This is a genomic window from Methylobacterium sp. J-072 (genome assembly GCF_022829425.1).
Classification (GTDB): Bacteria; Pseudomonadota; Alphaproteobacteria; order Rhizobiales; family Beijerinckiaceae; genus Methylobacterium.
The window spans coordinates 33,676-58,239 of record NZ_JAKSYK010000116.1; the positions used below are offsets into that span (position 1 = coordinate 33,676).

The window sequence follows — 24,564 nt, forward strand, 5'->3', positions numbered from 1 at the left end:
GCGATGGAAGCCTATACCGAGATCCGCGAGGCGGTCGCCAAGCTCTGCGCCGGGTTCCCCGGGCCGTACTGGCGGGCGCTCGACCGGGAGATGGCTTACCCGACCGCGTTCGTGACCGCGCTCACCGAGAGCGGCTACCTCTCGGTGCTGATTCCGGAGGCGTATGGCGGCTCCGGCCTGCCGCTCTCGGCCGCCGCCGCGATCCTGGAGGAGGTCCAGCGGGCGGGCTGCAACGGCGGCGCCTGCCACGCGCAGATGTACACGATGGGCACGCTGCTCCGGCACGGCTCAGAGGCCCAGAAAGCCGCCTACTTGCCGGCCATCGCCGAGGGCCGCCTGCGGCTCCAGGCCTTCGGGGTGACCGAGCCGAGTTCGGGCACCGATACCGGCAGCCTGAAGACCACGGCCCGGCGCGACGGGGACCACTACGTCGTCAACGGCCAAAAAATCTGGACCAGCCGGGCCGAGCATTCGGACCTGATGCTGCTCCTGTCCCGCACGACGCCGCGGAGCGAGGGTATGAAGCGTACCGACGGCCTCTCAGTGCTGCTGGTCGACATGCGGAAGGCGATCGGCAACGGCCTGACCATCCGGCCGATCCGAACCACGATGAACCATGCCACCACGGAGGTTTTTTTCGACAACCTTCGGGTGCCGGCGGAGAACCTGATCGGCGAGGAGGGCCGGGGTTTCCGCTACATCCTGTCCGGCATGAATGCCGAGCGCATCCTGATCGCCGCCGAATGCGTCGGCGACGCCAAGTGGTTCATCGACAAAGCCAAGACCTACGCCTCGGACCGGTCGGTGTTCGGCCGGCCGATCGGTGCCAACCAGGGCGTGCAGTTCCCGATCGCGAAAGCCTACGCCAACATGCGCGCGGCCGAACTGATGGTTCGCGAGGCGCTGAGCCTCTACGAATCCGGCACCAATCCGGGCGCGGAGGCCAACATGGCCAAGATGCTCGCGGCCGACGCCTCGTTCGAGGCCGCCAATGCTTGCATCCAGACCCATGGCGGGTTCGGCTTCGCCGAAGAATACGATATCGAACGCAAGTTCCGCGAGACGCGGCTCTATCAGGTTGCGCCGATCTCCACGAACCTGATCCTCGCCTACCTGTCCGAGCACGTGCTCGGCCTGCCGCGCTCGTACTGACATGACCGACCTCACCGCCTGGATCGGCTGCACCCGCGAGACCTCGGACCTCGTCACGCCGCGTCTGCTCGCCGAGTTCCGCGCGACCTTCGCGCCGCACCTCGCTCCGATGCCGGAGGGCGCGGCGCCGCCGGCCCTGCACTGGTGCCTCGCGCCGGAAACGCCGCCGGCCGACGCCCTCGGGCCGGACGGCCATGCCGCCAAGGGCGGGTTCCTGCCGCCGGTGCCGCTGCCCCGGCGGATGTGGGCCGGCGGGCAGGTCGAGACGCTGTCCGAGTTGCGGGAGGGCGACCTCGTCACCCGCACCGAGACCGTGCGCGACGTGGCCTTCAAGGAGGGGCGCAGCGGCCGGCTCTGCTTCGTCACCGTCGAGCACGCGGTCGCCACCGAACGCGGGCTGGCGATCCGCGAACGGCAGGACATCGTCTACCGGGAGGCCGCCGGGGCGCAGAGCGGGGCGGGGGGCGTGGCCAAACGCGACGACGCGTCCAATTATAAGCGGGTCTGGGCCGTGCCGGCGACGCCGACGCTGCTGTTCCGCTACTCGGCCATGACCTTCAACGGCCACCGCTTCCACTACGACCAGCCCTACGCGACCCAGGTGGAGGGCTACGCCGACCTCGTGGTCCACGGACCGATCCAGGCGACGCTGCTGATGAACCTCGCTGCGACCCTGCTCGGACGCATGCCGCAGAGCTTCACGCATCGCGGCGTCTCGCCGATGACCGCCAACCAGATGTTTCGGGTCTGCGGGCGGCGGACAGGGGAGGGGTTCGAGGGCGTGACCCTCGACGAGGCCGGCCATATCTGCATGCGGGCGCAGGCGGCGGTATGAACGCTTACGCTTCGGAATCCAGCTGTGCCGTCATCGCGAGCGCAGCGAAGCGACCCAGTGCAGCGCGCGATTTGCGGACGTAGCGTGACCCTGGGTTGCTTCGCTGCGCTCGCAATGACGGGGAGGGCACTGCCAACCCATAGATATCCCACCCGCGTCCTCATCCTGAGGTGGCGCCGCCCAGCGGCGCCCTCGAAGGAGGGCTCCAGGGATCGCTGAGACCGCCGGAGGGCTCCTTCGAGGCGCGCGCTTCGCGCGCGCACCTCAGGATGAGGGGGAGGGGTTGGAGAAGGGCGAATAACGGCCCGGCTCAGGCGAGCGTCAGGCCGACATCGACGTTGCCGCGGGTGGCGTTCGAGTACGGGCAGACCTGGTGGGCGGCGTCCACGAGCTTCTGCGCGTCGGCGCGGTCGAGGCCCGGCAGGTTGACGGTCAGGTCGGCGGTGATGCCGAAGCCGCCCTCGGAGCGCGGGCCGATGCCGACATCGGCGGTGACGGTGGTCTCGGCCGGGACCTTGAGCTTCAGCGAGGGGGCGACCGCCTTCAGGGCGCCGAGGAAGCAGGCCGAGTAGCCGGAGGCGAAGAGCTGCTCCGGGTTCGCGCCCGGGCCGCCGGCGCCGCCGAGCTCCTTCGGGGTCGCGAGCTTCACCTCGAAGCTGCCATCGGCGGTCTTCGCCGAGCCGTCGCGGCCCCCGGTGGCGGTCGCGGTGGTGCGGTACTTCACGTCTACGGACATGGGAGACTCTCCGATTCCAGGAAGAGAGTCGGCATCTAGGGCCGCCTCCCTTCTCTGCATAGTCCCGAGATAGATTGCGCGCAATTCATTTTCAAGGATCGACCAGCGCGAACCGGTCGACATCCACAAGCCCCTTGTCGGTGATCTTGAGGTGCGGGATCACCGGCAGCGGCAGGAACGCCACCTGCAGGAACGGTTCCGGCAGGACCACGCCGAGGCCGCGCGCCGCCGCCCGCAGGGTCACGAGGGCGGCGCGGATCGCATCGAACGGCAGCAGGCTCATCAGCCCGGCCACCGGCAGGGCGATCTCGGCCAGCACCCGGCCGCCCTCGACCACGACGAAGCCGCCCTCGATGGCACCGAGCCGGTTCACCGCCACGGCCATGTCGGCATCGTCGGCGCCGACGACCGTGATGTTGTGGCTGTCATGCCCGACCGAGGAGGCGATGGCGCCGCGCTTCAGCCCGAACCCCTTCACGAAGGCGACCCCGATGCCGCGCTCCCCCGGCGGCGTCTTTCCGTGGCGCTCGACCACGGCGACCTTGATGACGTCCTGATCGAGGTCGATCCGGCGCTCGCCATCGACATAGGGCAGGGACAGGTCGTGCCGCAGGGTGATGATCTTGCCCGGCATCACGCCGATCACCGGGGTCGAGGGCCCGGAGCCGGGGGCCGCGAAATCGGCCGCCGTCACCCGGCGCGCCCGCAAGCTGCCCCGGCCGATCGGCTGGATGGGCGGCCGGTTCGCGAACAGCGCATCCTCCACCAGCCGCCCGGCGCTGAACACCTGCGCGACGCGACAGTCCAAAAGATCGTCGAGCACGACGAGGTCGGCGCGCTGGCCCGGCGCCACGAGGCCGCGGTCGTGCAGCCCGAAGGCTCGGGCCGCCGACCACGAGGCGGCGCGATAGGCCGCCAGCGGCGGCGCCCCCAACGCGATGGCGGTGCGGACGACGTAGTCGAGATGGCCCTCCTCGGCGATGTCGAGGGGATTCCGGTCGTCGGTGCAGAAGGCCAGGAACGGCGCCGTGCGCTCGGTCAGGATCGGCGCAAGGGCATGCAGGTCCTTGGAGACCGAGCCCTCCCGGATCAGCACGGTCATGCCCTTCGAGAGTTTCTCCATCGCCTCTTCGGGCGTGGTCGCCTCGTGCTCGGTGCGGATGCCGGCGGCGATGTAGCCGTTGAGCGCGGCGCCGCGCAGCAGCGGCGCGTGGCCGTCGATATGTCGGCCCTGGAACGCCGCGAGTTTTTCCAACGCGCCCGGGTCGCCGGCGAGCACGCCGGGGAAATTCATGAACTCGGCGAGCCCGATCACCTTCGGATGGTTGGCAAAAGCCAGCAGGTCGGCCGCGCTGATCCGCGCTCCGGACGTCTCAAGGTGGTCGGTGGCCGGGACGCAGGAGGAGAGCTGGACCCGCAGGTCCATCGCCAAGGTCTCGGACGAGGCCAGGAACCACGCGAAGGCGTCGGTGCCCAGGACGTTGGCCATCTCGTGCGGGTCGCAGATGCCGGTGGTGACGCCGTGGGGCAGGACGCAGCGCTCGAATTCCTGCGGCGGCATCAGCGAGGATTCGACGTGGAAATGCGTGTCGATGAAGCCCGGCACCACGACCTTGCCGGACACGTCCACCTCGCGCCGGCCGCGATAGCTGCCGAAGGTGCCGACGATCCGGTCGCCGCAGATGGCGATGTCGGAGGCCACGAGATTGCCGGTCACGAGGTCGAGGAAGCGCCCGCCCTTGAGCACGAGGTCGGCCTCCGTCCGGCCCTGGCCCTGGTCGATGGCGCGCCGCAGGAAATCCACTCGGTCCATCGCGCGACTCAGCCCCTCTTCGATCCCGGTATTTGCCAGGAGCATGCCACGGTCGCACTCGCTCCGGCGACGCTTGCAGCGGCGCGGCGGCGGGCGCAGAAGCCCCCCACCTTTGAAAGATCCGCTTCTGAACCGATTGAACCGCGCGATGCCAGCCTATCGTTCCCGCACCACCACCCATGGCCGCAACATGGCCGGCGCCCGCGGCCTTTGGCGCGCCACCGGCATGAAGGATGGCGATTTCGGCAAGCCGATCATCGCGGTGGTGAACTCGTTCACGCAGTTCGTGCCCGGCCATGTCCACCTGAAAGATCTCGGCCAGCTGGTGGCCCGTGAAATCGAGAAGGCCGGCGGCGTCGCCAAGGAATTCAACACCATCGCGGTCGATGACGGCATCGCGATGGGCCATGACGGCATGCTGTACTCGCTGCCCTCCCGGGAACTGATCGCCGATTCCGTCGAGTACATGGTTAACGCGCACTGCGCCGACGCGATGGTGTGCATCTCGAATTGCGACAAGATCACCCCCGGCATGCTCATGGCCTGCCTGCGGCTGAACATCCCGACGGTGTTCGTCTCGGGCGGCCCGATGGAGGCCGGCAAGGTCCAGCTGCCCGGCATCGCCAAGAAGGTCGATCTGGTCGACGCCATGATCGCGGCGGCCGACGACCGGATCTCGGACGCCGATGTCGAAGTGATCGAGCGCTCGGCCTGCCCGACCTGCGGCTCGTGTTCGGGCATGTTCACGGCCAACTCGATGAACTGCCTCACCGAGGCTCTGGGGCTCGCCCTGCCGGGCAACGGCTCGGTGCTGGCAACCCATGCCGACCGCAAGCGCCTGTTCGTGGAAGCCGGCCACCTGATCGTCGACCTCGCCCGTCGTCATTACGAGCAGGACGACGCGAGCGTGCTGCCGCGCGCCGTGGCGAGCTTTTCGGCGTTCGAGAACGCCATGACGCTCGACATCGCCATGGGCGGCTCGACCAACACGGTGCTGCACCTGCTGGCCGCCGCCCACGAGGGCGAGGTGCCGTTCACCATGGCCGATATCGACCGGCTGTCCCGGCGGGTGCCGGTGCTCTGCAAGGTCGCCCCGGCTGTGGCGAACGTCCACATGGAGGACGTCCACCGGGCCGGCGGAATCATGGCCATCCTGGGCGAGCTCGACCGGGCCGGGCTTATCGATACCGAGACCGGCAACGTCTCGGCCGGGACCCTCGGGGCGGCGCTCGCCCGCTGGGACGTGCGCAACGACCCGAGCGTCTCGGTCCAAGAGTTCTACCGCGCAGCCCCCGGCGGCGTGCCGACCCAGGTGGCGTTCAGCCAGGAATCCCGCTTCGACGCGCTCGACCTCGACCGGGAGGGCGGGGTGATCCGCGACGCCGCCCATGCCTATTCGGAGGATGGCGGGCTCGCGGTGCTCTACGGCAACCTCGCCGAGCAGGGCTGCATCGTGAAGACCGCGGGCGTCGATGCCTCGATCCTCGCCTTCGAGGGGCGGGCTCGGGTGTTCGAGAGCCAGGACGCGGCGGTGGACGGCATCCTCAACGGCAAGGTCACGGCCGGCGAGGTGGTGCTGATCCGCTACGAGGGCCCGCGCGGCGGCCCCGGCATGCAGGAGATGCTCTATCCGACGAGCTACCTGAAATCGAAGGGCCTCGGAAAAGCCTGCGCGCTGGTGACCGACGGCCGCTTCTCCGGCGGCTCCTCCGGCCTGTCCATCGGCCACGTCTCCCCCGAGGCGGCCGAGGGCGGCCTGATCGGCCTCGTGCGGGACGGCGACACCATCGCCATCGACATCCCGGCCCGGAGCATCCGCCTGGACGTCGAGCCGGCCGAGCTAGAGCGGCGGCGCGCCGCACAGGAGGCGGCCGGCTGGCAGCCGGCGAGCCCGCGCAAGCGCAAGGTCAGCACGGCCTTGCGCGCCTACGCGATGCTGACCACCAGCGCGGCGCATGGGGCCGTGCGGCGGATTTAATTTGACTGTTGTTGAGTTGTGGCCCATCGCGACCCGGCCTTTCCAAATCTCTCCCTCATCCTGAGGTGTTTCCGCGCAGCGGAAACCTCGAAGGAGCCCTCCAGAACTTCTCGCGATATTTGGAGGGCTCCTTCGAGGCCCGCTTACGCCGGCACCTCAGGATGAGGGAGAGATTTGGATAGACTTCGGTTTCGAACGTCGTTTGGCGCGAGAAACAAAATTGCATTGGCTGCCGCGTCCAGCTTCGGCACGCCTGACCGAACCGGCCTTCCCTTCAGCGCAATGCCCAATAGAGGACCACACCGGCGATCACGATTGCACCCACTGTAACAAACGCCGCGAGGCGCGCCCTTCCAAACTTTAGCAGTTTCGCACCACTGGACGCCTGAGGCACATCGACCGCCGGCGCCCGCCCCAACGCCGCCAGCATCAGCGGCTCGATCGCCTTGTACCCGGCCGGGCTGAGATGCAGCCCGTCGGTGGTGTAGGCCCGGCGCAGCGCCCCGGATTCGTCCGCCAGAACGGCATGGTAGTCGATGAAGGTCGCGCCGTGCTCGTGCGCGTGATCGCGCAGCCACGCATTCACCGCCGCGATCATCGCCGGGGCATCCGGGACCTCGGGGTTCCAGGGGATCCGGGCGGCCGGCAGGATCGACCCGATCCAGGCCGTCACGTCCAGCGCCCGGGCCTCGTCGAGCATGCCGGCGAGCGTCCGGGCGATGTCGTCGGCCGGGACGAAGAAGCCTTCGTTGCGCCCGATGTCGTTGACGCCGCATAGGAGATGGACGCCCCGGGCGCCGGTCTCCTCCAGGTCGCGGCGGAACCGCATGGTGATCCAGCGCGCCGTCTGGCCGGACCCGCCCCGCGGGATCAGATCGTGGGCCGCGAAAGTGGCGGCCCGGTGGAAGCCCCAAGCTTCGGTGATCGAGTCCCCGATGAAGACAATTGGCCTGACCATGGCTTACGCCTCCGCAGGAAGGCCGAGCACCTCCGCGACCTCGTCGGCCAGCCTGTCGGCCATCACCTGGCGGCCCTCCGAGGTGACGTGGACGATGTCGGTGAACAGGAAGCGTGTGTCGGCCTCGAAGATCCGGCTCAGGTCCCGGATCGTGTACGGACCCTGCGCGAGGCCATCGGCTTCGAGCCGGCCGAGAACCTGCTCGATCCGAGTGTATTGCCGGTCGAGATAGGCGAGAAACTCACCGGAGGCGGCGTTGTGCTCGTCGCCGACCCGCTCGGTCTTGCGCACGATCGACGGTTGCAGGAGGAACCGCACCGGCGCACCGATGCCGCCCGAGAGGCGGGCGAGGCGTTTCAGCGCCAACTCGAATTGGCGCACCACCTCCCATTCCCAGATGTCCGACTGCCAGTTGGTCAGCGCTCGAAGGTTGTCGAGGCGATTGAAGATCAGCGCCTGAAGGTTGTCGTAGGACAGATCCTCTGCCTCTTCGTTCGTCTTCACCGTGTTGAAGAAGTAGTCGTACAGGCATTCCTGGGCGAAGTGGTTGTAGGGATAGCCGGCGCGCGGATCGAAGCTCCAGGGCTGGAAGATGTCCGTGGCGCCGCCGAGCACGAAGATCACGTCGGGCTGGAGGTCCATCAGCCGGGTCGTGATCAAGGCGATCATCTGATTCAGGCAGGCCGAGGTCGCGCCGAAATTGTAGACCCGCGCGCCCGCGCCGTAGCGCTGCTTCAGCTTGGTCTCCAGGCGGCCCGGAATCGTGTCGGCAAAGACTTGGCCATCGACCAGCGTGCTGTCGCCGACCACGAAGACGCGCAGGGTCTCGGAAGCCGGGCGCGCCTCCGGATGGGCATCGTTCCGGTAGCCAAGTGCGTCGTAGCGCCAGCCCTGTTCCGCCGCCGGGGCCAGCGGCTTGCCGGCGAATTGCGTATAGGGCGCGGGAAAGCGGATATTCGAATCGAAATTGTGGAAGTCGCGCAAAAACTTGCGCCGTCGCGCCTGCTCGGCATCGTCAGGGGCCCGCGGGGCCATGCTGGTTCTCCTGCCCGATCGGATGTCGCGCGGTGGACGTGTTCAGCCGCGCAGCGTGGCGTGGTTTTCGAGGAACCACCCATAGGTCTGCCGCAGCCCCTGCTCCAAGCCGATCTCCGGCTGCCAGCCCATGGCGCGTAGGCGCGACACGTCCATCAGCTTGCGCGGCGTGCCGTCCGGCTTGGTCGCGTCGAAGTCGAGCCGGCCCTCGTAACCGATCACCCGGGCCAACGCCTCGGCCAGCTCGCGGATCGTGCAATCCTCGCCGGTGCCGACATTGATGTGCGACAGGTCTGGCCGGGTGTTAGCCGCATAGACCGCGTCGTCCAGCTCCATCACGAACACGCTGGCGCGGGCCATGTCGTCGACGTGCAGGAACTCGCGCATCGCCCGGCCGGTGCCCCAGACCGTGACGGATGGGCTTCCCGCCTGCTTGGCCTCGTGCAGGCGCCGCATCAGCGCCGGCAGGACGTGGGCGTTCTGCGGGTGGAAGTTGTCGTTCGGCCCGTACAGGTTGGTCGGCATCACGCTGCGGTAGCGCCGCCCGTACTGGCGGTTGTAGCTCTCGCACATCTTGATCCCGGCGATCTTGGCGATCGCGTAGGGCTCGTTGGTCGGCTCCAGCAGCCCGGTCAGCAGCGCGTCCTCGCGCATCGGCTGCTCGGCGTGCTTCGGGTAGATGCAGGACGAGCCGAGGAACAGCAGCCGGTCGACATCCGCCACATGTGCGGCGTGGATGAGGTTCGACTGAATCAGCAGGTTCTCGTGGATGAACTCGGCCGGGTAGGCATTGTTGGCGTGGATGCCGCCGACCTTGGCTGCCGCGAGGTAGACCATGTCGATCCGGTTCGCGGCGAAGAACCTTTGGACCGCAGCCTGATCTAGCAGGTCGAGGGCCTGCCGGTCCGCCGTGAGGATCCGTCCGTAGCCCAGCTCCCGCAGCCGGCGCACGATCGCCGATCCCACCATCCCCCGGTGGCCCGCAACGAAGATGGTCCTGTCCCGCCCGTCCATCACGCGTCCATTCCCTGCGGCCAGCGCTCGCGTGGCCCCTATACCCCCGGTTCGCACGGATATCGCTGGGAAAAGGCGCGTTTTCTGAGGCGAATGGAACCTTCACCGCCCCGCCGCAGCGGATGCCGCGCCAAACGCGAAGTGACGATTACCAATACAACCGAAAGTTGGTGTTAAGCATTCTACCAGAAGGTGTGTCTGTACCCGCCTAGCGCCCTCCGGACTTCAGGACCGGGCCGGGATCTGCAGGGCCGCGCAGCAATGGAGTCCCAGATGCGTAACTCGACCGACGTCCCGGCGTTGCCGCGGACATCGCATGCCGTCCTGCGCCGGTCGGTTGGCCGGATCGCGCCGCTGTTGGCCGGTACGCTGCTCGCGATCCCGGTCGTGGCGCCGGCGCAGGCGCAACTTCTGCGTGGAACCCTCGATACAACCTCCGGGGGTATTCTGGGAACCGGTCTCACCGTCGGCACCTCAAGCCCCGGCAACGGCCTCTTGGGCACCGGCCTGAATGTCGGCACAACCAGCGGCGGCCTGTTGGGGACCGGCGTGACCGCCGGCACCACGAACCCCGGCACGGGCCTCCTCGGCACCGGCCTGAATGTCGGCACCACCGGCGGCGGCGTGCTCGGGACCGGAATTCTCATCGGGACCACCGGGCCGGGTGACGGCCTGCTCGGGACCGGGCTGGTCATCGGCACCGCGGGCGGAACGGCCGGGGGCGGTGGCGGCGGTGGCGGCGGTGGCACGGGCGGTGGTGGCACGGGCGGCGGTGGCACCGGCGGCGGCGGCACGGGCGGCGGCGGTACGGGCGGCGGCGGCGGCACGGGCCAGGGCCTCTACATCATCACCGGCAACGTCACCCAGTCCCAGGGCCAGACCGTCATCGCCGATCTGCGGCTCTCTCAGCTCTCCAGCGCCACCGGAATCGCCGCCAACAACACCAGCGGTCAGGCGGGCCCGATCGCCACCGGCGGCGATGCCCTCGCGGTCGGCTACGGATCGAGTGCGTCCGGCAGCGCCTCGACGGCTGTGGGCACCGGCGCCGCCGCGGCCAATACCGGCAGCGTTGCCATCGGCTATGCGGCGAGCGCGCAGGGACTCGGCGGTACGGCGGTCGGCACCGCGTCGGCGGCGTCGGGAGCCGGCAGCACGGCGCTCGGCTTCGTCGCCGGGGCCACCGGGACGGGATCCACGGCGATCGGTGCGGCGGCCTCGGCGGCCGGCAACAACAGCGTCGCGCTCGGCAACGGCGCCGCCGCCAACCAGGCGAACACCATCGCGATCGGCGCCAACGTCAAGACGACCCAGGCCAACCAGGTGGCGATCGGCAACGCCGCCAACACCTACACCCTGGCCGGCATCGCCTCCCAGGCGAGCGCCGCGGCCCAGAGCGGCGCGACGAACTTCGTGACCACCGACGCCGCCGGCAATCTCGCCGCCTCGGCCTACGGCCCCTCGACCATCGCGGGCCTCGGCAACCGGATCGATTCGGTCCAGTCCCAGGTCAACAACCTTGAGGCCAAGACCGACACGATGCAGCGCTACGCCGTCCAGACCCGCAAGGAAGCCCGCCAGGGCGTCGCCATGGCGATCGCGATGGCGACCGCCCCGATGCCCTCGGCCCCCGGCAAGACCACCTGGGCGACCAACGGCGCGACCTATCGCGGTGAGTGGGCCGGCGGCGTCGCCGTGGCGCATCGGCTGCCGACCTGCTGCGTCCCGATCGCCATCACGGCCGGCGTCGCCTATGCCGGCGACAGCAACCTCGGCGTCCGCGCCGGCTTGGCCGGCGAGTTCTGAGGGCAACCTGCGTCAGCGAGGCCGGACCCGCGTTTCGGCCTTGCGTATGAAAAAATCCCCGGCATAGTGTCAAGTTATGTTGACACTCGCGGTCGAGCCGGCGGAACGGCAGAAGACGGATCGGCGACCGCACGCGGTCGTCGTCGGCTCGGGCTTCGGCGGCCTGGCCGCCGCGATCCGGCTCGGGGCGCGGGGCTACCGGGTCACCGTGCTGGAGCGGCTGGAGCAGGCGGGCGGCCGCGCCCGGGTCCACCGGCAAGACGGCTTCACCTTCGATGCCGGGCCGACCATCGTCACGGCGCCGCAGCTGTTCGAGGAGCTGTGGCAGCTCGCCGGCCGCCGGCTCTCCGACGACGTCGCCCTGGTGCCGATCGATCCGTTCTACCGGATCCGCTTCGCCGATGGCGAAACCTTCGAGTACAGCGGCGATCCCGAGCGGATGCGCGCCGAGGTGGCGCGGTTCGCCCCCGGCGATGTCGCCGGCTATGACCGCTTCATGGCGCACAGCCGCGCCGTCTGCCGGATCGGCTTCGAGCAGCTCGGCCATGTCCCGTTCGGCAGCGTCGGTTCGATGCTGAAGATCGCCCCGGACCTGCTGCGCCTCTCTGGCCACCGCTCAGTCCATTCCGTGGTGGCGCGCTTCATCCGCGACGAGCGGCTGCGCACCGTGTTCAGCTTCCACCCGCTGCTGATCGGCGGCAACCCGTTCCGGGCGAGCGCGATCTACTGCCTGATCGCCGATCTCGAGCGGCGCTGGGGCGTCCATTTCGCCATGGGCGGCACGGGCAAGCTGGTCGAGGGACTGGTCCGGCTGATCCGGAGCCAGCACGGCCGGGTGCGGCTCGGCGTCGATGTCGCCCGCATCCGCGTCGAGAACGGGACCGCCACCGGCGTTGAGCTCGCGAGCGGCGAGACGATCGCGGCCGATCTCGTGGTCTCGAACGCCGATTCGGCGGTGACGCATGCGCGGCTGCTACCGAAGCCCCGGCGCTGGAGCCCCGGACGGCTGAAGCGTGCACGCTCCTCGATGGGGCTGTTCGTCTGGTATTTCGGCACGAAGCGCCGCTACCCGGATGTCGCCCACCACATGATCCTGCTCGGGCCGCGCTATCGCGGGCTGCTAGCCGACATCTTCGACAAGAAGGTGCTGGCCGAGGATGCGAGCCTCTACCTGCACCGGCCGACAGCCACGGATCCGAGCCTGGCGCCGCCGGGTTGCGACGCGTTCTACGTGCTGGCGCCGGTGCCGAACCTGGCCGGCGGCCAGGATTGGCGCGAACTCGCCGAGCCGTATCGGCGCCGGATCGCCGCGATGCTGGAATCGAGCGTGTTGCCGGGCCTGTCGGAGGCCATCGTCACCTCGAAGGTGACGACGCCCCAGGAATTCCAGGACGACTTCCAGAGCTACCGAGGCTCCGGCTTCGGCCTCGAACCGGTCCTGACCCAATCCGCGTGGTTCCGGCCGCACAACCGGTCGAGCGACGTGCGCAACCTGTACCTCGTCGGGGCCGGCACGCATCCCGGAGCCGGATTGCCCGGCGTGCTCTCCTCCGCCCGTATCCTCGATCTGGTGGTTCCGGATGCTTGTGTTTCCGCCTGAATTCGCCGCGGCCGCCGACCGCACCGCCTGCCGGGTGGCGATCCGCGCCGGCTCGAAGAGCTTTTTCGCCGCCGGACGGCTGCTGCCCGGGGAGGTGCGCGAGGCCGCCTACGGGCTCTACGCGTTCTGCCGCCTCTCGGACGATCTGGTCGACGAGGCCGAGAATCCGTCCGACCGGCGCGACGCTGTGGCCCGCCTCGGCACCCGGGTGGCGCTGGCCTATGCCGGCACCCCCGCCGACGCGCCCGCAGACCGGGCCTTCTCGGAGATCGTCGACACCTACGCGATCCCCGAAGCGCTCCCCTACGCCCTGATCGAGGGTTTTTGCTGGGACGCGGAGGGACGGCTTTACGCCGACATGGCCGCGCTCCATGCCTATGCAGCCCGGGTGGCGGGCTCGGTCGGGGCCATGATGGCGCTGATCATGGGCGCGCGCTGCCCCGACGCGCTCGCCCGCGCCTGCGATCTCGGCGCGGCCATGCAGCTCACCAACATCGCCCGCGATGTCGGCGAGGATGCCAGGATGGGCCGGCTCTACCTGCCGCTCGACTGGATGGTCGCCGCCGGGCTCGACCCGGAGGCGTTTCTCGCCGATCCGCGGCCGAGCCCGGCGCTGGCTGGCGTGGTCGCCCGGCTGCTCGCCGAGGCCGATGGGCTGTACCGGCGGGCCGAGGCCGGGATCGCGGCCCTGCCGGCTCCCTGCCAGCCGGCGATCCGGGCCGCGGCGCTGATTTATTCCGAGATCGGCCGGGTCGTGGCGGCGCAGGGATACGATTCCGTCGGTAGCCGCGCCCGGGTCGGGACGGCCCGCAAGCTGGCCCTGATCGCCCGTGCCCTGCGCGCCAGTCCGGCGGTTCCTGGCCTCGCGGCGCCGGCCCTGCCGGAGGTTGCGTTCCTGATCGACGCGGTGATGCGTCACCCGCCCTTGCCCGATCGACGGCTTTCCGTGTTGCGCCCCTGGTGGGACGTGGGCGGCCGGGTCGTGCACGTGCTGGAACTGATCGAGCGGATGCGCGAGCGCGAGGCCTTCGGCCCCTCCGCGCCGTCGTGAGGCCCACCCGTGAGCGACAGCCTGTTCGCGGCCTTCGATATCGGGCTGGTCTTCGCGCTCGCCTTGGGGCTCGGCCTCTGGCAGCTCATCGCCGTCCGCCGCAGCATCCGCCACGACCGCGCACGCGGTGACGAGCGGGAGTGACCGTTTCGCCAAATCGGTCGATCCCAATCTCCCCCTCATCCTGAGGCGCCCGCGTCAGCGGGCCTCGAAGGAGCCCTCCAGAAGGCGCGGAGACTTCTGGAGGGCTCCTTCGAGGCCGAGCGATCTGCGATCGCCCGGCACCTCAGGATAAGGGGGAGATTGGGAGTGCCGGTGGTTTGATAAAGACGCCGCCTATTGCAGGTGGCGCGCGTAGGTCTCCCCCGCCGCCTCCTTCAGCACGGCGCCGGCCTCGCGTCCGATCCGCTCGGCCTCCGCCGCCGGGCCCTGCCGGGAGACCGACCAGTGCCGGCTGCCGTCGGGCAGGAACAGCAGACCATCGAGCGTGAGAGTGTCGCCGTCGATCTGCGCCAGGGCGGCGATCGGTGTCCGGCAGGAGCCGTCGAGCTCGGCGAGCAGCGCGCGCTCGGCCGCGATCGCCGTGGTGGTGCGGGCGCAGGCGATCGGCGCGAGCAGGTCACGGACTGCGCCATCATCGGCCCGGCACTCGATCCCGAGCGCCCCCTGGGCCACCGCGGGCAGCATCTCGTCCACCGACAGGATGCTGCGGGCCATATCCTGCAGGCCGAGGCGCTGCAGCCCGGCCAGCGCCAGCAGGGTGGCGTCGCACTCGCCGGATTCGAGCTTGCGCATCCGGGTGTTGGCGTTGCCGCGCAGCGGCACCACCTTCAGGTCCGGCCGGGTCATCAGCACCTGCGCGCCCCGCCGAAGCGACGAGGTGCCGACCCTTGCGCCGTGCGGAAGGCCCGCGAGCCCGTCCGCGTGCGGCGACAGGAAGGCGTCGCGCGGGTCGTCGCGCTCCAGGATGCAGGCGATCACGAGGCCGTCCGGCAGCCAGGTCTCCACGTCCTTCATGGAATGGACCGCCACATCGACCTCGTCGGAGAATAGAGCCTGCTCGAGTTCCTTGGTGAACAGGCCCTTGCCGCCGATCTCCGAGAGCGGGCGATCCAGGATCTTGTCGGCCACCGTGGTGACCACCACCAGCTCGGTCTCGAGCCCCGGATTGGCCGCCACGATCTTGTCGCGCACCATCCCGGTCTGTGCGAGCGCCATCGGGCTGCCGCGGGTGCCGATGCGCAGGGGGCGGTTCAACATTGGGGTCCGGACGTTTCTTGCGGCGTTATGCGCCCGTTATAGCCTGCCTGTAGCCGCAGGCCATCGCCGGATGCGGGATTCAGACTCGCTGAAGCGTCTTCGTGTCAGGCTGGGCACCGCCCCGGTTTCGCCGGACTGCGCGCTTAGCGGCTCACAGGTCAATTCGAGAGCCCTTGGACGCCCCATGCTGATCGTGCCAAGCCGACGGCAGTTCCTCACCGGACTCGGGGCCGGCGCCGGGCTCGTGGCCGCCACGGGAGTCTACGCCGTCGATGTCGAGCCGCTGCACCGGCTGGTGGTGACGAACTACGCGCCGGTCCTGCCGCGCTGGGACCCGGCCCTGCGCCTGCGCGTGGCGGTGCTGGCGGATTTCCACATCTGCGAGCCGTACATGCCGTTCGACCGGGTGGCGGAGATCATCGACGCCACCAACGCGTTGAAGCCCGATCTCGTGCTGATGCTCGGCGATTACCCGGCTGGCAAGATCGCCTGGCGCAAGCTGCCGCTCGAACAGTTCGCCCGGATGGTCGAGGGCCTGAAGGCGCCGCTCGGCACCCACGCGATCCTGGGCAATCACGATTGGTGGGACGATCACGCCGTTCAGCGCTCCCGCCGCGGCTCGCCCGCGGTCAAGCACCTGCTGGAGGCCCGCGGCATCCCGGTGATGGAGAACGAGGCTTTGCGGCTGGTGAAGGACGGGCGGCCGTTCTGGCTCGCCGGCCTCGCCGACCAGCAGCCCTACTTCAACAGCTTCGATATCGGCCTCGACGACCTGCCCGCCACCCTCGGCACGATCACCGACGATGCGCCGGTGATCCTGATGGCCCACGAGCCCGACATCTTCGCCGACGTGCCAGACCGGGTCTCACTGACGCTCGCCGGCCATACCCACGGCGGCCAGGTCCGGCTGTTCGGCCACTCGCCCGCGATCCGGCGGGTGCGCGGCCACGATTACGCCTACGGCCATATCATCCAGGACGGGCGCCACCTGATCGTCTCCGGCGGCTTCGGGATGAGCCGGATCCCGGTGCGCTTCGGCGTACCGCCGGAGATTGTTTTGCTGGACCTCGGAATGGCGGAGGCAAGCGCGAAGGCCGCCTAATCGCGCAAATCTTGCCGTGCGCTCGGCAACGGACTGCGTCAAATTGACCCTGTCTGCATGGCTTGGTGATATCGCGGTGTCGAATCGTGGGCGAGGCGACGTTGCCGATCCTGATCGCCGTCGTCGGCATTCTGGCCGCCATCATCTTCTGGATCCTTCGGGCGCACTGCACGGTCCAGCACCTCAACGACGTCGACCACGACACGATGGGGCTTCAGCGGCAGGCAAAATCCGTCCTGGAGGACGTGTTCGGCACGTCCCTCGAGCGTGTGCGCGACGTGCGCTTGGCCGCCGTGATCCTCATGATCCAGCTCGTGCGGACCGGGAGCCCTGTCACGGCGAGCGAGAAAACGCGCATCCTCGACTTCATGGAGACGCCGCTCGGGATCGCGACGATGTCCGCGATGTTCGAGCGTGCCTGGCGCTACACGCAGGCGCGCCTGCCCTTCGCGCAGGTAGCCGACCCGTTGATCCCCCTGCTGCGTGGGCACCTCACTGTCGCCGAGCGCACCGAACTGATCGACATGCTGACGAAGGTCGCCGCCGCCCATTCCGAGCCGAGCGCGTTGCAACGCGAGGCCATCGGCCGCCTCAAGCGGCGCCTGCCGACGGAAAACCCGAGCTGTGTCGTGGATCGGCGCCGCGCGTTCGGCTGACAGACGGCAGCGGTGCATCGCGCCCGAACGCCGCGCCCCAACGACGCGTCCCTCGCGGGGTTCGGTCTTCGCGCTATGTACACGCGATGCGTGCACTTCTCCCCATCGTTACCCTAGTGGTCCTCGCTGCCGGCCCAGGTTCCGCCTGGGCCCAATCTTGCGACACGCTCATCGACCAAGTCACGTCGGAGACGGCCGCGACGGTGACTGAGCGGCGCAGCGATTACGCCGGCTTTGCCGTCGGTCCCGACATGACCCTGACGCTGGCTTGCGGCACCCCGGATCTGTCCTCGGTCGGCGCGCAGTATCGCGGCGCCAGCCCGCCGGACGCGTATTACGAGACCTTCGGCCGGGCCGGCCATGCGGTGACCGGCATCGATGCCGCGACCATCACGGAGGCCGCGCACCGCGCCCAAGCCGCCGCCGTGCGCCTGCGGCACAGCAATGTCGATCTCGGCGGCGCCCGGATCACCTGCTCGGCGATGGTCTCACCCGACAAGGGGCCGCTGACGCTGTGCGCGGTGATCGAGCACAGTGACCGGAGCTGAGGTTCAATAAGTTTTCCATATCGACGTGTTCAGCCGCGACGCGCCCCCTCTCCCGTGCGGGAGAGGGGGCGCGCGCATTATCCTGGGATGTGCGAACCGGTTGAGGAGCGCCCGTATCCCCGCCTCAGAGCGGGATATTGTCGTGCTTCTTCCAGGGCTGCTCCATCTCCTTGGTGCGGAGCATGCCGAGCGCCCGGGCGATCCGGCGGCGGGTCGAGTGCGGCATGATCACCTCGTCGATGTAGCCGCGCTCGGCCGCCACGAAGGGTGACAGGAACCGATCCTCGTACTCGCCGGTCCGCGCCGCGATTTTGTCCGGGTCGCCAAGCTCGCTGCGGAAGATGATCTCCACCGCGCCCTTGGCGCCCATCACGGCGATCTGGGCGGTGGGCCAGGCGTAGTTGAGATCCGCGCCCACATGCTTCGAGGCCATCACGTCGTAGGCGCCGCCGAAGGCCTTGCGGGTGATGATCGTGACCAGCGGCACCGTCGCCTGCGAATAAGCAAAAAGCAGCTTGGCGCCGTGCTTGATCAGGCCGCCATATTCCTGCGCGGTGCCCGGCAGGAAGCCCGGCACGTCGACGAAGGTCACGATCGGGATCGCGAAGGCGTCGCAGAAGCGCACGAACCGGGCGGCCTTGCGCGAGGCATCCGAGTCCAGCACGCCGGCCAGCACCATCGGCTGGTTGGCGACGAAGCCGACGGTGCGGCCCTCGATCCGGCCGAAACCGGTCATGATGTTGCGGGCGTAGGCCGCCTGAATTTCAAAAAAGTCGCCCTCGTCGACGACGCGGCGGATCAACTCGCCCATGTCGTAGGGCTTGTTCGGATTGTCGGGGATCAGGGTGTCCAGCGACATGTCGAGCCGGTCGACATCGTCGAAGCTCTCGATCTCCGGAACGCCCTCGATGTTGTTGGCCGGCAGGAAGTCGAGCAGGCGACGGATCTGCAGGATCGCCTCGACGTCGTTCTCGAACGAGCCGTCGGCGATGGAGGATTTCGTGGTGTGGACCTTGGCACCGCCGAGTTCTTCCGCCGTCACGACCTCGTTGGTGACGGTCTTCACCACATCCGGGCCGGTCACGAACATGTAGCTCGTGTCGCGGACCATGAAGATGAAGTCGGTCATGGCCGGCGAGTAGACGTCGCCGCCCGCGCAAGGCCCCATGATCACCGAGATCTGCGGGATCACGCCCGAGGCCATGACGTTCCGGCGGAACACCTCGCCGTAGCCGCCGAGCGCCGCGACGCCCTCCTGGATGCGCGCGCCGCCGGCATCGAAGATGCCGATGATCGGGGCGCGCATCTTCAGCGCCATGTCCTGGACCTTCACGATCTTCTGCGCGTGGGCCTCCGACAGGGAGCCGCCGAACACCGTAAAATCCTTCGAGAACAGGAAGACGGTGCGGCCGTTGATCGTGCCCCAGCCGGTGACGACGCCGTCGCCGGGGATCTTCTGCTTCTCCATGCCGAAATCGGTGGAGCGGTGCTGCACGAACATGTCGAATTCCTCGAACGACCCGTGGTCGAGGAGGAGTTCGATCCGCTCGCGTGCCGTGAGCTTGCCGCGGTTGTGCTGGGCCTCGACGCGCTTCTCGCCGCCGCCCAGGCGCGCCTGGGCCCGCCGCTCCGCGAGCTTGTCGAGGATGTTCTTCATGGCTGTTCCCGCCCTTACCCTGCTCGTGCCGCCTTGCCCGGTTGAGGCCGGGTCGAAGCTTGTGCGTTCACCGATCACGCGGCCTTAGCACGGGCTTTTCGGGTGGCAAACCGACGCCAATGTCAGACACGTCGGACATTCGGGGGGAGGGGGAAGAATGGTGGACGGTGCAGGGATCGAACCTGCGACCTTTCCCGTGTGAAGGGAACGCACTACCGCTGTGCTAACCGTCCGTGCCGCCAAGGGGCCAAACCCCAGGGGCGGAACCAACGCGGTCGAACACGCCTGGAGCAGGCGGCGACCGGATGCCGGGCCTTCTAGGGCGCGCCGACCCGAAACGTCAAGCACCCCGCATGAGGTTGACAAGCCAGGCGCCGCAATGCGCTGTGGCTCCATGCACGAGAAGCAAGCGGGCGTTCGGCCCGACAGCGACGTGACGGGGGAGGACGGCGTGCGCCCGGCAGGGCCGCGCGTCGCGATCACCTACTGCACGCAGTGCAATTGGCTGCTGCGCTCGGCCTGGATGGCGCAGGAGCTGCTCTCGACCTTCCGGGACGATCTCGGCGAGGTCGCCCTCGTGCCCGCCACCGGCGGCGCCTTCCGCATCGAGATTGCGGGCGTGCTGCTGTGGGAGCGGGTCCGCGATGGCGGCTTCCCCGACGTGAAGGCTCTCAAGCAGAGAGTGCGCGACCACCTCGACCCGGAGCGCGATCTCGGTCATATCGACCGGTCATGAAGCGAGGGAACGGCGAGGAGCCCGCGGGGCACCGCGGGCCGGGGACGGGCGCCGCTTGAGCCCGGAGCAGGAGGCCGAGGGCGTGAACCTCCCGGCGGTCCTTCCCGCGCGTCGGTCGTGGCTGTCGCGCCGGCTGTACCGGTTCGGGCGCAACGGCTTCTCGACGCAGGTCTACCTGATCGCCCTGGTGGTGGCGCTGATCGGGCCGGGGCTGCTGTTCACCAGCATCCTGCTGATGCGCTACGCCTCGGCCGAGCGCGCCCGCTTCGAGCAGGACGCCCGCGAGAACGTGCGCGGCATCGGCCTGTCGCTGGACCGCGACACCGCCGGCCTCGTCTCGGTGCTGCAGACGCTGGCGACCTCGCCGCGGATTCGCCAAGGCGACTTCGAGGCCTTCGACGCGCAGGCCCGCCTGGTCCGCGAGTCGATCGACCTCGACGTGCTGCTCCGGCGGCCGAACGGCCAGGAGGTGGTCAATACCGGCGCGCCCCGCGGCGCGCCGATGCCGATGATGCCGCTGCCGTTCGACCCGGACCTGACCCAGGGCGCCCAGCGGGCGATGGTCAGCGGCTACATCCCGGGCCCGACCCCGAGCGAGGCGACCTACGCGGTCGGCGTCCCCGTGATGGTGGACGGCGAGGTCGCCTACATCCTGAGCTTCACGGTGCCGCTGTCGAGGCTCCAGGGCATCCTGTCCCGGGAGGTCGTGCCGGGCTGGACCACCGGCATCTCGGACCGGAACGGGATCGTCCTCGCCCGCCTGCCGGATCCGGATCCGGTGATCGGCAAGCCCCGGCTCGCGAGCCTGCGCCAGGTGCAGACCGCGACGCCGGGCGTCTGGGAGGGCCAGGATCGCCAGCACAAGCCGGTGGTGGTCATCGAGGCGCGCTCGCGCCTTACCGGCTGGATGGTCGCCACCAGCATCCCGCAGGCCCTGGTGGATGCCCGTGTGCGCCGCTGGATCTGGGCGTTCGCGGGCTTCGGCCTGCTGGTGCTCGCCACCTCGTCGGTTCTGGCGGTCAACCTCTGGTCCCGGGTCTCGCGCCCGCTGCGGCTGCTGGCGGCGTCGGGTCCGGCCCTGTCGCGGGGTGAGGCGATCCCCCGGGTGCCGTCACCCGTCCACGAGATCCAGCGGCTCGGGGCGGTGCTGTCCGACGCGTCCCTGCGGCTGCGGACCCGCGAGGCCGAGCGCGACCGCGCCCTTGCCGACACCCGCCGCGGCCTGACCGCGCTCAGCGAGAGCGAGGCCCGGTTCCGCCACATGGCCGATTCCGCGCCGGCCCTGATCTGGATGACCGATGAGACCGGCGGGGTCAGCTTCGCCAACCTCCATTTCGAGCACATGTTCGGGATCCCGGCGGCGCAGCTCACCAACGAGGGTTGGGAGCGGATCGTCCATCCGGACGATCTCGAGAATTTTCGCGCCGCCTTCTCCGAGGCCTTCGAGGCGCGCGCGCCGTTCCGCACCGAGGTCCGGGTCATCGACCGGGGCGGGGCCGTGCGCTGGCTGCGCTGCGAGGGCGTGCCGCGCCTCGACGACGACCAGACCTTCCTCGGCTATACCGGCTGCAACATCGACATCACCGACGCGAAGTTCGCCGAGGAGCACCTGCTTCTCCTGATCCACGAGCTGAACCACCGGGTGAAGAACACCCTCGCCACGGTGCAGTCGATCGCCGGCCAGTCCCTGCGCAATCTCGAGGGACCGGAGGCCGACGCCGCCCGGGCGGCGTTCGAGGCGCGGCTCCTGGCCCTCGCCCGGGTCCACGACGTGCTCACCCGCGAGAGCTGGGAGGGCGCGGAGCTGTCGGCCGTGGTGGCGGACGCGATCCGTCCGCTCGAATCGGGCGATGGGCACGCCTCGCGCTTCGCGGTGATCGGCCCGGCCCTGCGCCTGCCGCCGCGGCTCGCCCTGTCGATCGCCATGGCGCTGCACGAGCTCGGCACCAACGCGGTGAAGTACGGCGCGCTCTCGGTCGAGGGCGGCACGGTCGAGATCTCTTGGACGGTGCGGCGCGAGGCGGAGATCCGCCTGTACCTGCGCTGGGCCGAGCGCGGCGGCCCGCCGGTGAAGAAGCCGACCCGCACCGGCTTCGGCTCCCGCCTGATCGAGCGCAGCCTCGCCCGCGAGCTCGCCGGCGAGGTGACGCTGACCTACGAGGAGACCGGCGTGATCTGCACGATCGACGCGCCGGTCCCGCCGCCGGGGCTGCTGGAGCGCAAGAGCGCCGTGGCGCCCGCACGGATCGCGCCGCTGCCGTTGGCGGGGTAGGGGGCGCATTCAAGCGGCTTCGGCTATAGCGCGGGGCCTTTCTCCGGTCCGGGCGAGCAGCCTCTCACACGGATGCCGGATGAAGGCCAAGGCTGGCCCCAAGCGCGTCTCCCTCCCCCCCCTCTGCGGCTACCGGATTCACATATCGGGCTGGGCAACACGGTTGCAGGATCAGGCGCGGGACCCCTCTCCCGTGCGGGAGAGTGACAGGGTGAGGGAACAGGTCTTTCCGGAGATGTCGCATCCCTCACCCCAACCCTCTCCCGCACGGGAGAGGGGGTTCGTCGCGCCCTATGAGTGCCGATGTGCGAACGCCGTAGCCCGCAGCGGGGGGAGGGAGGGCGCGTGTCTTCCGCGATGCGATGTCTCTTGCAGCCGAGAAGGATCCGACTTGCGCTCCGGTCTGCACGAGCGAGGGAGCCGGTTGCGCCCTGCGCAACGCGACGGGTGAGCCTCCTGAGCCCGGGTCGGCACACTGCCGTCCGTCTCGTCCTACAGATCCAAGGGCGATACGGGTACGAGCGGGCCATCGATCAGTGCCGATCGAAGCGGCGGGCACTCTGCGCGTCTCGCTGAGCGTTGACGTAGGCATTCTCCTCTCGCCAAGCCCGCTCACTATCGCGGTGAGCCTGCTCGCGGGCGAATTCGAGCTGCTGCCGCTGGTTGGACTCGATGTCTTTCAGAATGTCGAGTTCGCGTTGCTTCTGGAAATCCTGTGACACGGCAGGCGTGGTCACTGATACGACGAGGACAGCAATACAGGCGATCATACGCATGGGTGATCCTCCCTAAAACGAGCGATCCACATCGTACCGTTGGCGTCGCGGCGGCTATAGATCCAAAATCACTGGCGTTATGCGCAGCTGCCACTGACATCCTCAGCGGATCGGCTCGATTTTAAGGTCATGCAAGCTGAATAGGTTCTGAGTGATCGCGTGTTGATTTATTAAGCTTTCATATGAGGCCTGTCGTATTGCGGATTCTCGAAAAACTGAAGATCATCCAGTTCAAAGGCCTGACTTGTCTCAGTCATTCCCATCCCCCCCCCCCCTCATCCTTAGGTTCTTGCGCGCAGCGCAACCCTCGAAGGAGCCCTCCAGATGCTCTTACGATCTCTGGAGTGCCCCTTCGAGGCCCGCTGGCGCGGGCCCCTCAGGATGAGGGGGGGGTTGGGATCGGCGTTCCAGACCCAACCCACGGCCTCCCCAGTGATACGGATCCGCTGCGTCCCGCAGCCCATCGCCCATGAAGTTGAAGGCCAGGACCGTCACCAGGACCGGCAGAACCGGCAGCAGCAGCCAGGGATAGAGCTGCACCGCCGCCAGATTCTGCGCCTCGTTGAGCAGCACGCCCCAGCTCGTCACCGGCGGGCGCAGGCCCAGGCCGAGGAAGGAGAGGGCGGTCTCGCCCAGGATCATGGTCGGGATCGACAGGGTCGCCGAGGCGATCAGGTGGCTCATGAAGTTCGGGATCAGGTGGCGGCCGATGACGCGCGCCGGCGAGGCGCCCATCAGCTCGGCGGCCTGGACGAAATCCTCCTCGCGCAGGGCCAGGAGCTTGCCGCGCACCGCCCGGGCGAGGCCCGGCCAGTCGAGCAGGCCGAGGATCACGGTAATGCCGAGGAAGACGAGCAGCGGGCTCCAGTTCGGCGGCAGGGCGGCCGACAGGGCGAGCCAGAGCGGCAGTTCGGGCAGGGAGCGCACCACCTCGATCAGGCGCTGCACCCCGGCATCGACGATCCCGCCGAAATAGCCCGCGATCCCGCCGAACAGCATGCCCAGGGTGAAGGAGATCGCCACGCCGACCAGCCCGATGGTGAGCGAGATCCGCGCCCCGTAGATCATGCGGGAGAACAGGTCGCGCCCGAGCCGGTCGGTACCGAGCAGGAACAGGGTGCCGTTCTCCGGCGGGCAGACGAGGTGCAGGTCGGTGTGGATCAGCCCGAGCCAGTCATATCCGTCGCCGCGGCACAGGAAGCGCAGCGGCTGCGGCTGGCCGGCATCGACCACGTAGTCCCGCCGGAAGGTATCGAGGTCGAGATGGGCCCGGTAGGGATAGACGAACGGTCCGACGAAGCGGCCGTCGTGGAACAGGTGCACGCCCTGCGGCGGCGCGTGCAGGAAGTCGCCGTTGCGCCGCGCCTGGCCGTAGGGTGCCAGCATCTCCACGAACGGCACCGTGGCGTAGAGCGCCAGCAGGATCAGCGCCGAGGCGACGGCGATCCGGTGGCGCAGGAATTTTCGGAGGATCAGCCGCCAGGCCGACGCGCTGCCGGCCGGGCTCTCGCCGAGCGCCTGCGGCTCGAACGGCGCCGGATCGACGAAATGGCCTCGGGCCGTCTCTGGCATCATGGGAACC

Annotated in this window: 20 protein-coding genes, 1 tRNA gene and 1 pseudogene; 12 read left to right on the forward strand and 10 right to left on the reverse strand. The window is 69.1% G+C overall.

What is annotated here, in order from left to right; translation table 11 throughout:
- Nucleotides 1–3 precede the first annotated feature (3 nt).
- Both MKK67_RS13665 and MKK67_RS13670 read left to right on the forward strand, forming a co-directional pair.
- Nucleotides 4–1,152, forward strand: coding sequence for an acyl-CoA dehydrogenase family protein (locus tag MKK67_RS13665; RefSeq protein ID WP_243965565.1), 1,149 nt, complete (start codon nucleotides 4–6; stop codon nucleotides 1,150–1,152).
- A gap of 1 nt (nucleotide 1,153) precedes the next feature.
- Nucleotides 1,154–1,987, forward strand: a complete 834-nt coding sequence (locus MKK67_RS13670) for a MaoC family dehydratase N-terminal domain-containing protein (protein ID WP_243965566.1) — start codon at nucleotides 1,154–1,156, stop codon at nucleotides 1,985–1,987.
- A 310-nt stretch (nucleotides 1,988–2,297) separates the two neighbouring features.
- Here the strand turns inward: MKK67_RS13670 and MKK67_RS13675 are convergent, their stop codons facing one another.
- Nucleotides 2,298–2,723, reverse strand: coding sequence for an organic hydroperoxide resistance protein (locus MKK67_RS13675; RefSeq protein ID WP_243965567.1), 426 nt, complete (start codon nucleotides 2,721–2,723; stop codon nucleotides 2,298–2,300).
- Nucleotides 2,724–2,814: 91 nt separating this feature from the next.
- The gene (gene ade / locus MKK67_RS13680; protein WP_243965568.1) at nucleotides 2,815–4,536 is read right to left on the reverse strand and encodes an adenine deaminase; all 1,722 of its coding nucleotides are present in this window, start codon (nucleotides 4,534–4,536) and stop codon (nucleotides 2,815–2,817) included.
- A gap of 148 nt (nucleotides 4,537–4,684) precedes the next feature.
- Between ade and ilvD the strand changes: the two genes are divergently transcribed.
- A complete protein-coding gene (ilvD, locus tag MKK67_RS13685; protein ID WP_243965569.1) occupies nucleotides 4,685–6,514 on the forward strand; it encodes a dihydroxy-acid dehydratase in 1,830 nt (609 codons plus the stop codon).
- A gap of 274 nt (nucleotides 6,515–6,788) precedes the next feature.
- Here the strand turns inward: ilvD and MKK67_RS13690 are convergent, their stop codons facing one another.
- The 3 genes from MKK67_RS13690 to MKK67_RS13700 are packed head-to-tail and all read right to left on the reverse strand — an operon-like array spanning nucleotide 6,789 to nucleotide 9,521.
- Nucleotides 6,789–7,472 (reverse strand): GDSL-type esterase/lipase family protein, encoded by a 684-nt coding sequence (locus MKK67_RS13690; RefSeq protein WP_243965570.1) that lies wholly within the window; start codon nucleotides 7,470–7,472, stop codon nucleotides 6,789–6,791.
- 3 nt (nucleotides 7,473–7,475) lie between these two features.
- The gene (locus MKK67_RS13695; RefSeq protein WP_243965571.1) at nucleotides 7,476–8,507 is read right to left on the reverse strand and encodes an SGNH/GDSL hydrolase family protein; all 1,032 of its coding nucleotides are present in this window, start codon (nucleotides 8,505–8,507) and stop codon (nucleotides 7,476–7,478) included.
- A 42-nt stretch (nucleotides 8,508–8,549) separates the two neighbouring features.
- Nucleotides 8,550–9,521 (reverse strand): GDP-L-fucose synthase family protein, encoded by a 972-nt coding sequence (locus tag MKK67_RS13700; RefSeq protein ID WP_243965596.1) that lies wholly within the window; start codon nucleotides 9,519–9,521, stop codon nucleotides 8,550–8,552.
- Nucleotides 9,522–9,794: 273 nt separating this feature from the next.
- On the opposite strand from MKK67_RS13700, the gene MKK67_RS32630 reads away from it, so the two are divergent.
- From MKK67_RS32630 to MKK67_RS32635, 4 genes are all read left to right on the forward strand, one after another.
- A complete protein-coding gene (locus tag MKK67_RS32630; RefSeq protein WP_279601622.1) occupies nucleotides 9,795–11,324 on the forward strand; it encodes a hypothetical protein in 1,530 nt (509 codons plus the stop codon).
- Nucleotides 11,325–11,400: 76 nt separating this feature from the next.
- Nucleotides 11,401–12,924: a phytoene desaturase gene (locus tag MKK67_RS13715; RefSeq protein WP_243965572.1), complete on the forward strand. Its 1,524-nt coding sequence runs from the start codon at nucleotides 11,401–11,403 to the stop codon at nucleotides 12,922–12,924.
- A complete protein-coding gene (locus MKK67_RS13720; protein ID WP_243965573.1) occupies nucleotides 12,905–13,975 on the forward strand; it encodes a phytoene/squalene synthase family protein in 1,071 nt (356 codons plus the stop codon). The genes MKK67_RS13715 and MKK67_RS13720 overlap by 20 nt, the downstream gene beginning before the upstream one ends.
- A gap of 9 nt (nucleotides 13,976–13,984) precedes the next feature.
- Nucleotides 13,985–14,119, forward strand: a complete 135-nt coding sequence (locus MKK67_RS32635) for a hypothetical protein (RefSeq protein ID WP_279601626.1) — start codon at nucleotides 13,985–13,987, stop codon at nucleotides 14,117–14,119.
- A gap of 192 nt (nucleotides 14,120–14,311) precedes the next feature.
- Here MKK67_RS32635 and hemC read toward each other — a convergent pair whose 3' ends face one another.
- Nucleotides 14,312–15,235, reverse strand: a complete 924-nt coding sequence (hemC, locus tag MKK67_RS13725) for a hydroxymethylbilane synthase (protein WP_243965574.1) — start codon at nucleotides 15,233–15,235, stop codon at nucleotides 14,312–14,314.
- Nucleotides 15,236–15,419: 184 nt separating this feature from the next.
- Here hemC and MKK67_RS13730 point away from each other — a divergent pair, with 184 nt between their 5' ends.
- From MKK67_RS13730 to MKK67_RS13740, 3 genes are all read left to right on the forward strand, one after another.
- Nucleotides 15,420–16,337: a metallophosphoesterase gene (locus MKK67_RS13730; protein WP_243965575.1), complete on the forward strand. Its 918-nt coding sequence runs from the start codon at nucleotides 15,420–15,422 to the stop codon at nucleotides 16,335–16,337.
- A gap of 101 nt (nucleotides 16,338–16,438) precedes the next feature.
- Complete coding sequence (locus MKK67_RS13735) at nucleotides 16,439–16,993, forward strand: TerB family tellurite resistance protein (protein WP_243965598.1); 555 nt, start codon at nucleotides 16,439–16,441, stop codon at nucleotides 16,991–16,993.
- Between the two features lie 203 nt (nucleotides 16,994–17,196).
- On the forward strand, nucleotides 17,197–17,541 hold the full coding sequence (locus MKK67_RS13740) for an ABC transporter ATPase (protein ID WP_243965577.1): 345 nt from the start codon (nucleotides 17,197–17,199) through the stop codon (nucleotides 17,539–17,541).
- A gap of 124 nt (nucleotides 17,542–17,665) precedes the next feature.
- Here the strand turns inward: MKK67_RS13740 and MKK67_RS13745 are convergent, their stop codons facing one another.
- Together MKK67_RS13745 and MKK67_RS13750 are read right to left on the reverse strand one after the other, a co-directional pair.
- Nucleotides 17,666–19,198 (reverse strand): acyl-CoA carboxylase subunit beta, encoded by a 1,533-nt coding sequence (locus MKK67_RS13745; protein WP_243965579.1) that lies wholly within the window; start codon nucleotides 19,196–19,198, stop codon nucleotides 17,666–17,668.
- Between the two features lie 158 nt (nucleotides 19,199–19,356).
- A tRNA-Val gene (locus MKK67_RS13750) sits at nucleotides 19,357–19,431 on the reverse strand.
- 161 nt (nucleotides 19,432–19,592) lie between these two features.
- On the opposite strand from MKK67_RS13750, the gene MKK67_RS13755 reads away from it, so the two are divergent.
- Together MKK67_RS13755 and MKK67_RS13760 are read left to right on the forward strand one after the other, a co-directional pair.
- Complete coding sequence (locus MKK67_RS13755; RefSeq protein WP_243965581.1) at nucleotides 19,593–19,934, forward strand: SelT/SelW/SelH family protein; 342 nt, start codon at nucleotides 19,593–19,595, stop codon at nucleotides 19,932–19,934.
- 82 nt (nucleotides 19,935–20,016) lie between these two features.
- Nucleotides 20,017–22,206, forward strand: coding sequence for a sensor histidine kinase (locus MKK67_RS13760; protein ID WP_409568398.1), 2,190 nt, complete (start codon nucleotides 20,017–20,019; stop codon nucleotides 22,204–22,206).
- A 533-nt stretch (nucleotides 22,207–22,739) separates the two neighbouring features.
- Here MKK67_RS13760 and MKK67_RS13765 read toward each other — a convergent pair.
- Both MKK67_RS13765 and MKK67_RS13770 read right to left on the reverse strand, forming a co-directional pair.
- Nucleotides 22,740–22,982, reverse strand: coding sequence for a hypothetical protein (locus MKK67_RS13765; protein ID WP_243965585.1), 243 nt, complete (start codon nucleotides 22,980–22,982; stop codon nucleotides 22,740–22,742).
- 432 nt (nucleotides 22,983–23,414) lie between these two features.
- Nucleotides 23,415–24,554, reverse strand: a pseudogene (locus MKK67_RS13770) (ABC transporter permease); the annotation flags it as partial.
- Nucleotides 24,555–24,564: the final 10 nt, after the last annotated feature.

Excerpts from the sequence above, each read along its gene's own strand:
- hemC (WP_243965574.1), bottom strand. The coding sequence starts at position 15,235 with ATGTTGAACCGCCCCCTGCGCATCGGCACCCGCGGCAGCCCGATGGCG.
- MKK67_RS13700 (WP_243965596.1), bottom strand. The coding sequence starts at position 9,521 with ATGGACGGGCGGGACAGGACCATCTTCGTTGCGGGCCACCGGGGGATG.
- MKK67_RS13690 (WP_243965570.1), bottom strand. The coding sequence starts at position 7,472 with ATGGTCAGGCCAATTGTCTTCATCGGGGACTCGATCACCGAAGCTTGG.
- MKK67_RS13715 (WP_243965572.1), top strand. The coding sequence starts at position 11,401 with ATGTTGACACTCGCGGTCGAGCCGGCGGAACGGCAGAAGACGGATCGG.
- MKK67_RS13670 (WP_243965566.1), top strand. The coding sequence starts at position 1,154 with ATGACCGACCTCACCGCCTGGATCGGCTGCACCCGCGAGACCTCGGAC.
- MKK67_RS13745 (WP_243965579.1), bottom strand. The coding sequence starts at position 19,198 with ATGAAGAACATCCTCGACAAGCTCGCGGAGCGGCGGGCCCAGGCGCGC.
- ilvD (WP_243965569.1), top strand. The coding sequence starts at position 4,685 with ATGCCAGCCTATCGTTCCCGCACCACCACCCATGGCCGCAACATGGCC.
- MKK67_RS13755 (WP_243965581.1), top strand. The coding sequence starts at position 19,593 with ATGCACGAGAAGCAAGCGGGCGTTCGGCCCGACAGCGACGTGACGGGG.
- ade (WP_243965568.1), bottom strand. The coding sequence starts at position 4,536 with ATGGACCGAGTGGATTTCCTGCGGCGCGCCATCGACCAGGGCCAGGGC.
- MKK67_RS13720 (WP_243965573.1), top strand. The coding sequence starts at position 12,905 with ATGCTTGTGTTTCCGCCTGAATTCGCCGCGGCCGCCGACCGCACCGCC.
- MKK67_RS13765 (WP_243965585.1), bottom strand. The coding sequence starts at position 22,982 with ATGCGTATGATCGCCTGTATTGCTGTCCTCGTCGTATCAGTGACCACG.
- MKK67_RS13730 (WP_243965575.1), top strand. The coding sequence starts at position 15,420 with ATGCTGATCGTGCCAAGCCGACGGCAGTTCCTCACCGGACTCGGGGCC.
- MKK67_RS32630 (WP_279601622.1), top strand. The coding sequence starts at position 9,795 with ATGCGTAACTCGACCGACGTCCCGGCGTTGCCGCGGACATCGCATGCC.
- MKK67_RS13695 (WP_243965571.1), bottom strand. The coding sequence starts at position 8,507 with ATGGCCCCGCGGGCCCCTGACGATGCCGAGCAGGCGCGACGGCGCAAG.
- MKK67_RS13675 (WP_243965567.1), bottom strand. The coding sequence starts at position 2,723 with ATGTCCGTAGACGTGAAGTACCGCACCACCGCGACCGCCACCGGGGGC.
- MKK67_RS13665 (WP_243965565.1), top strand. The coding sequence starts at position 4 with ATGGAAGCCTATACCGAGATCCGCGAGGCGGTCGCCAAGCTCTGCGCC.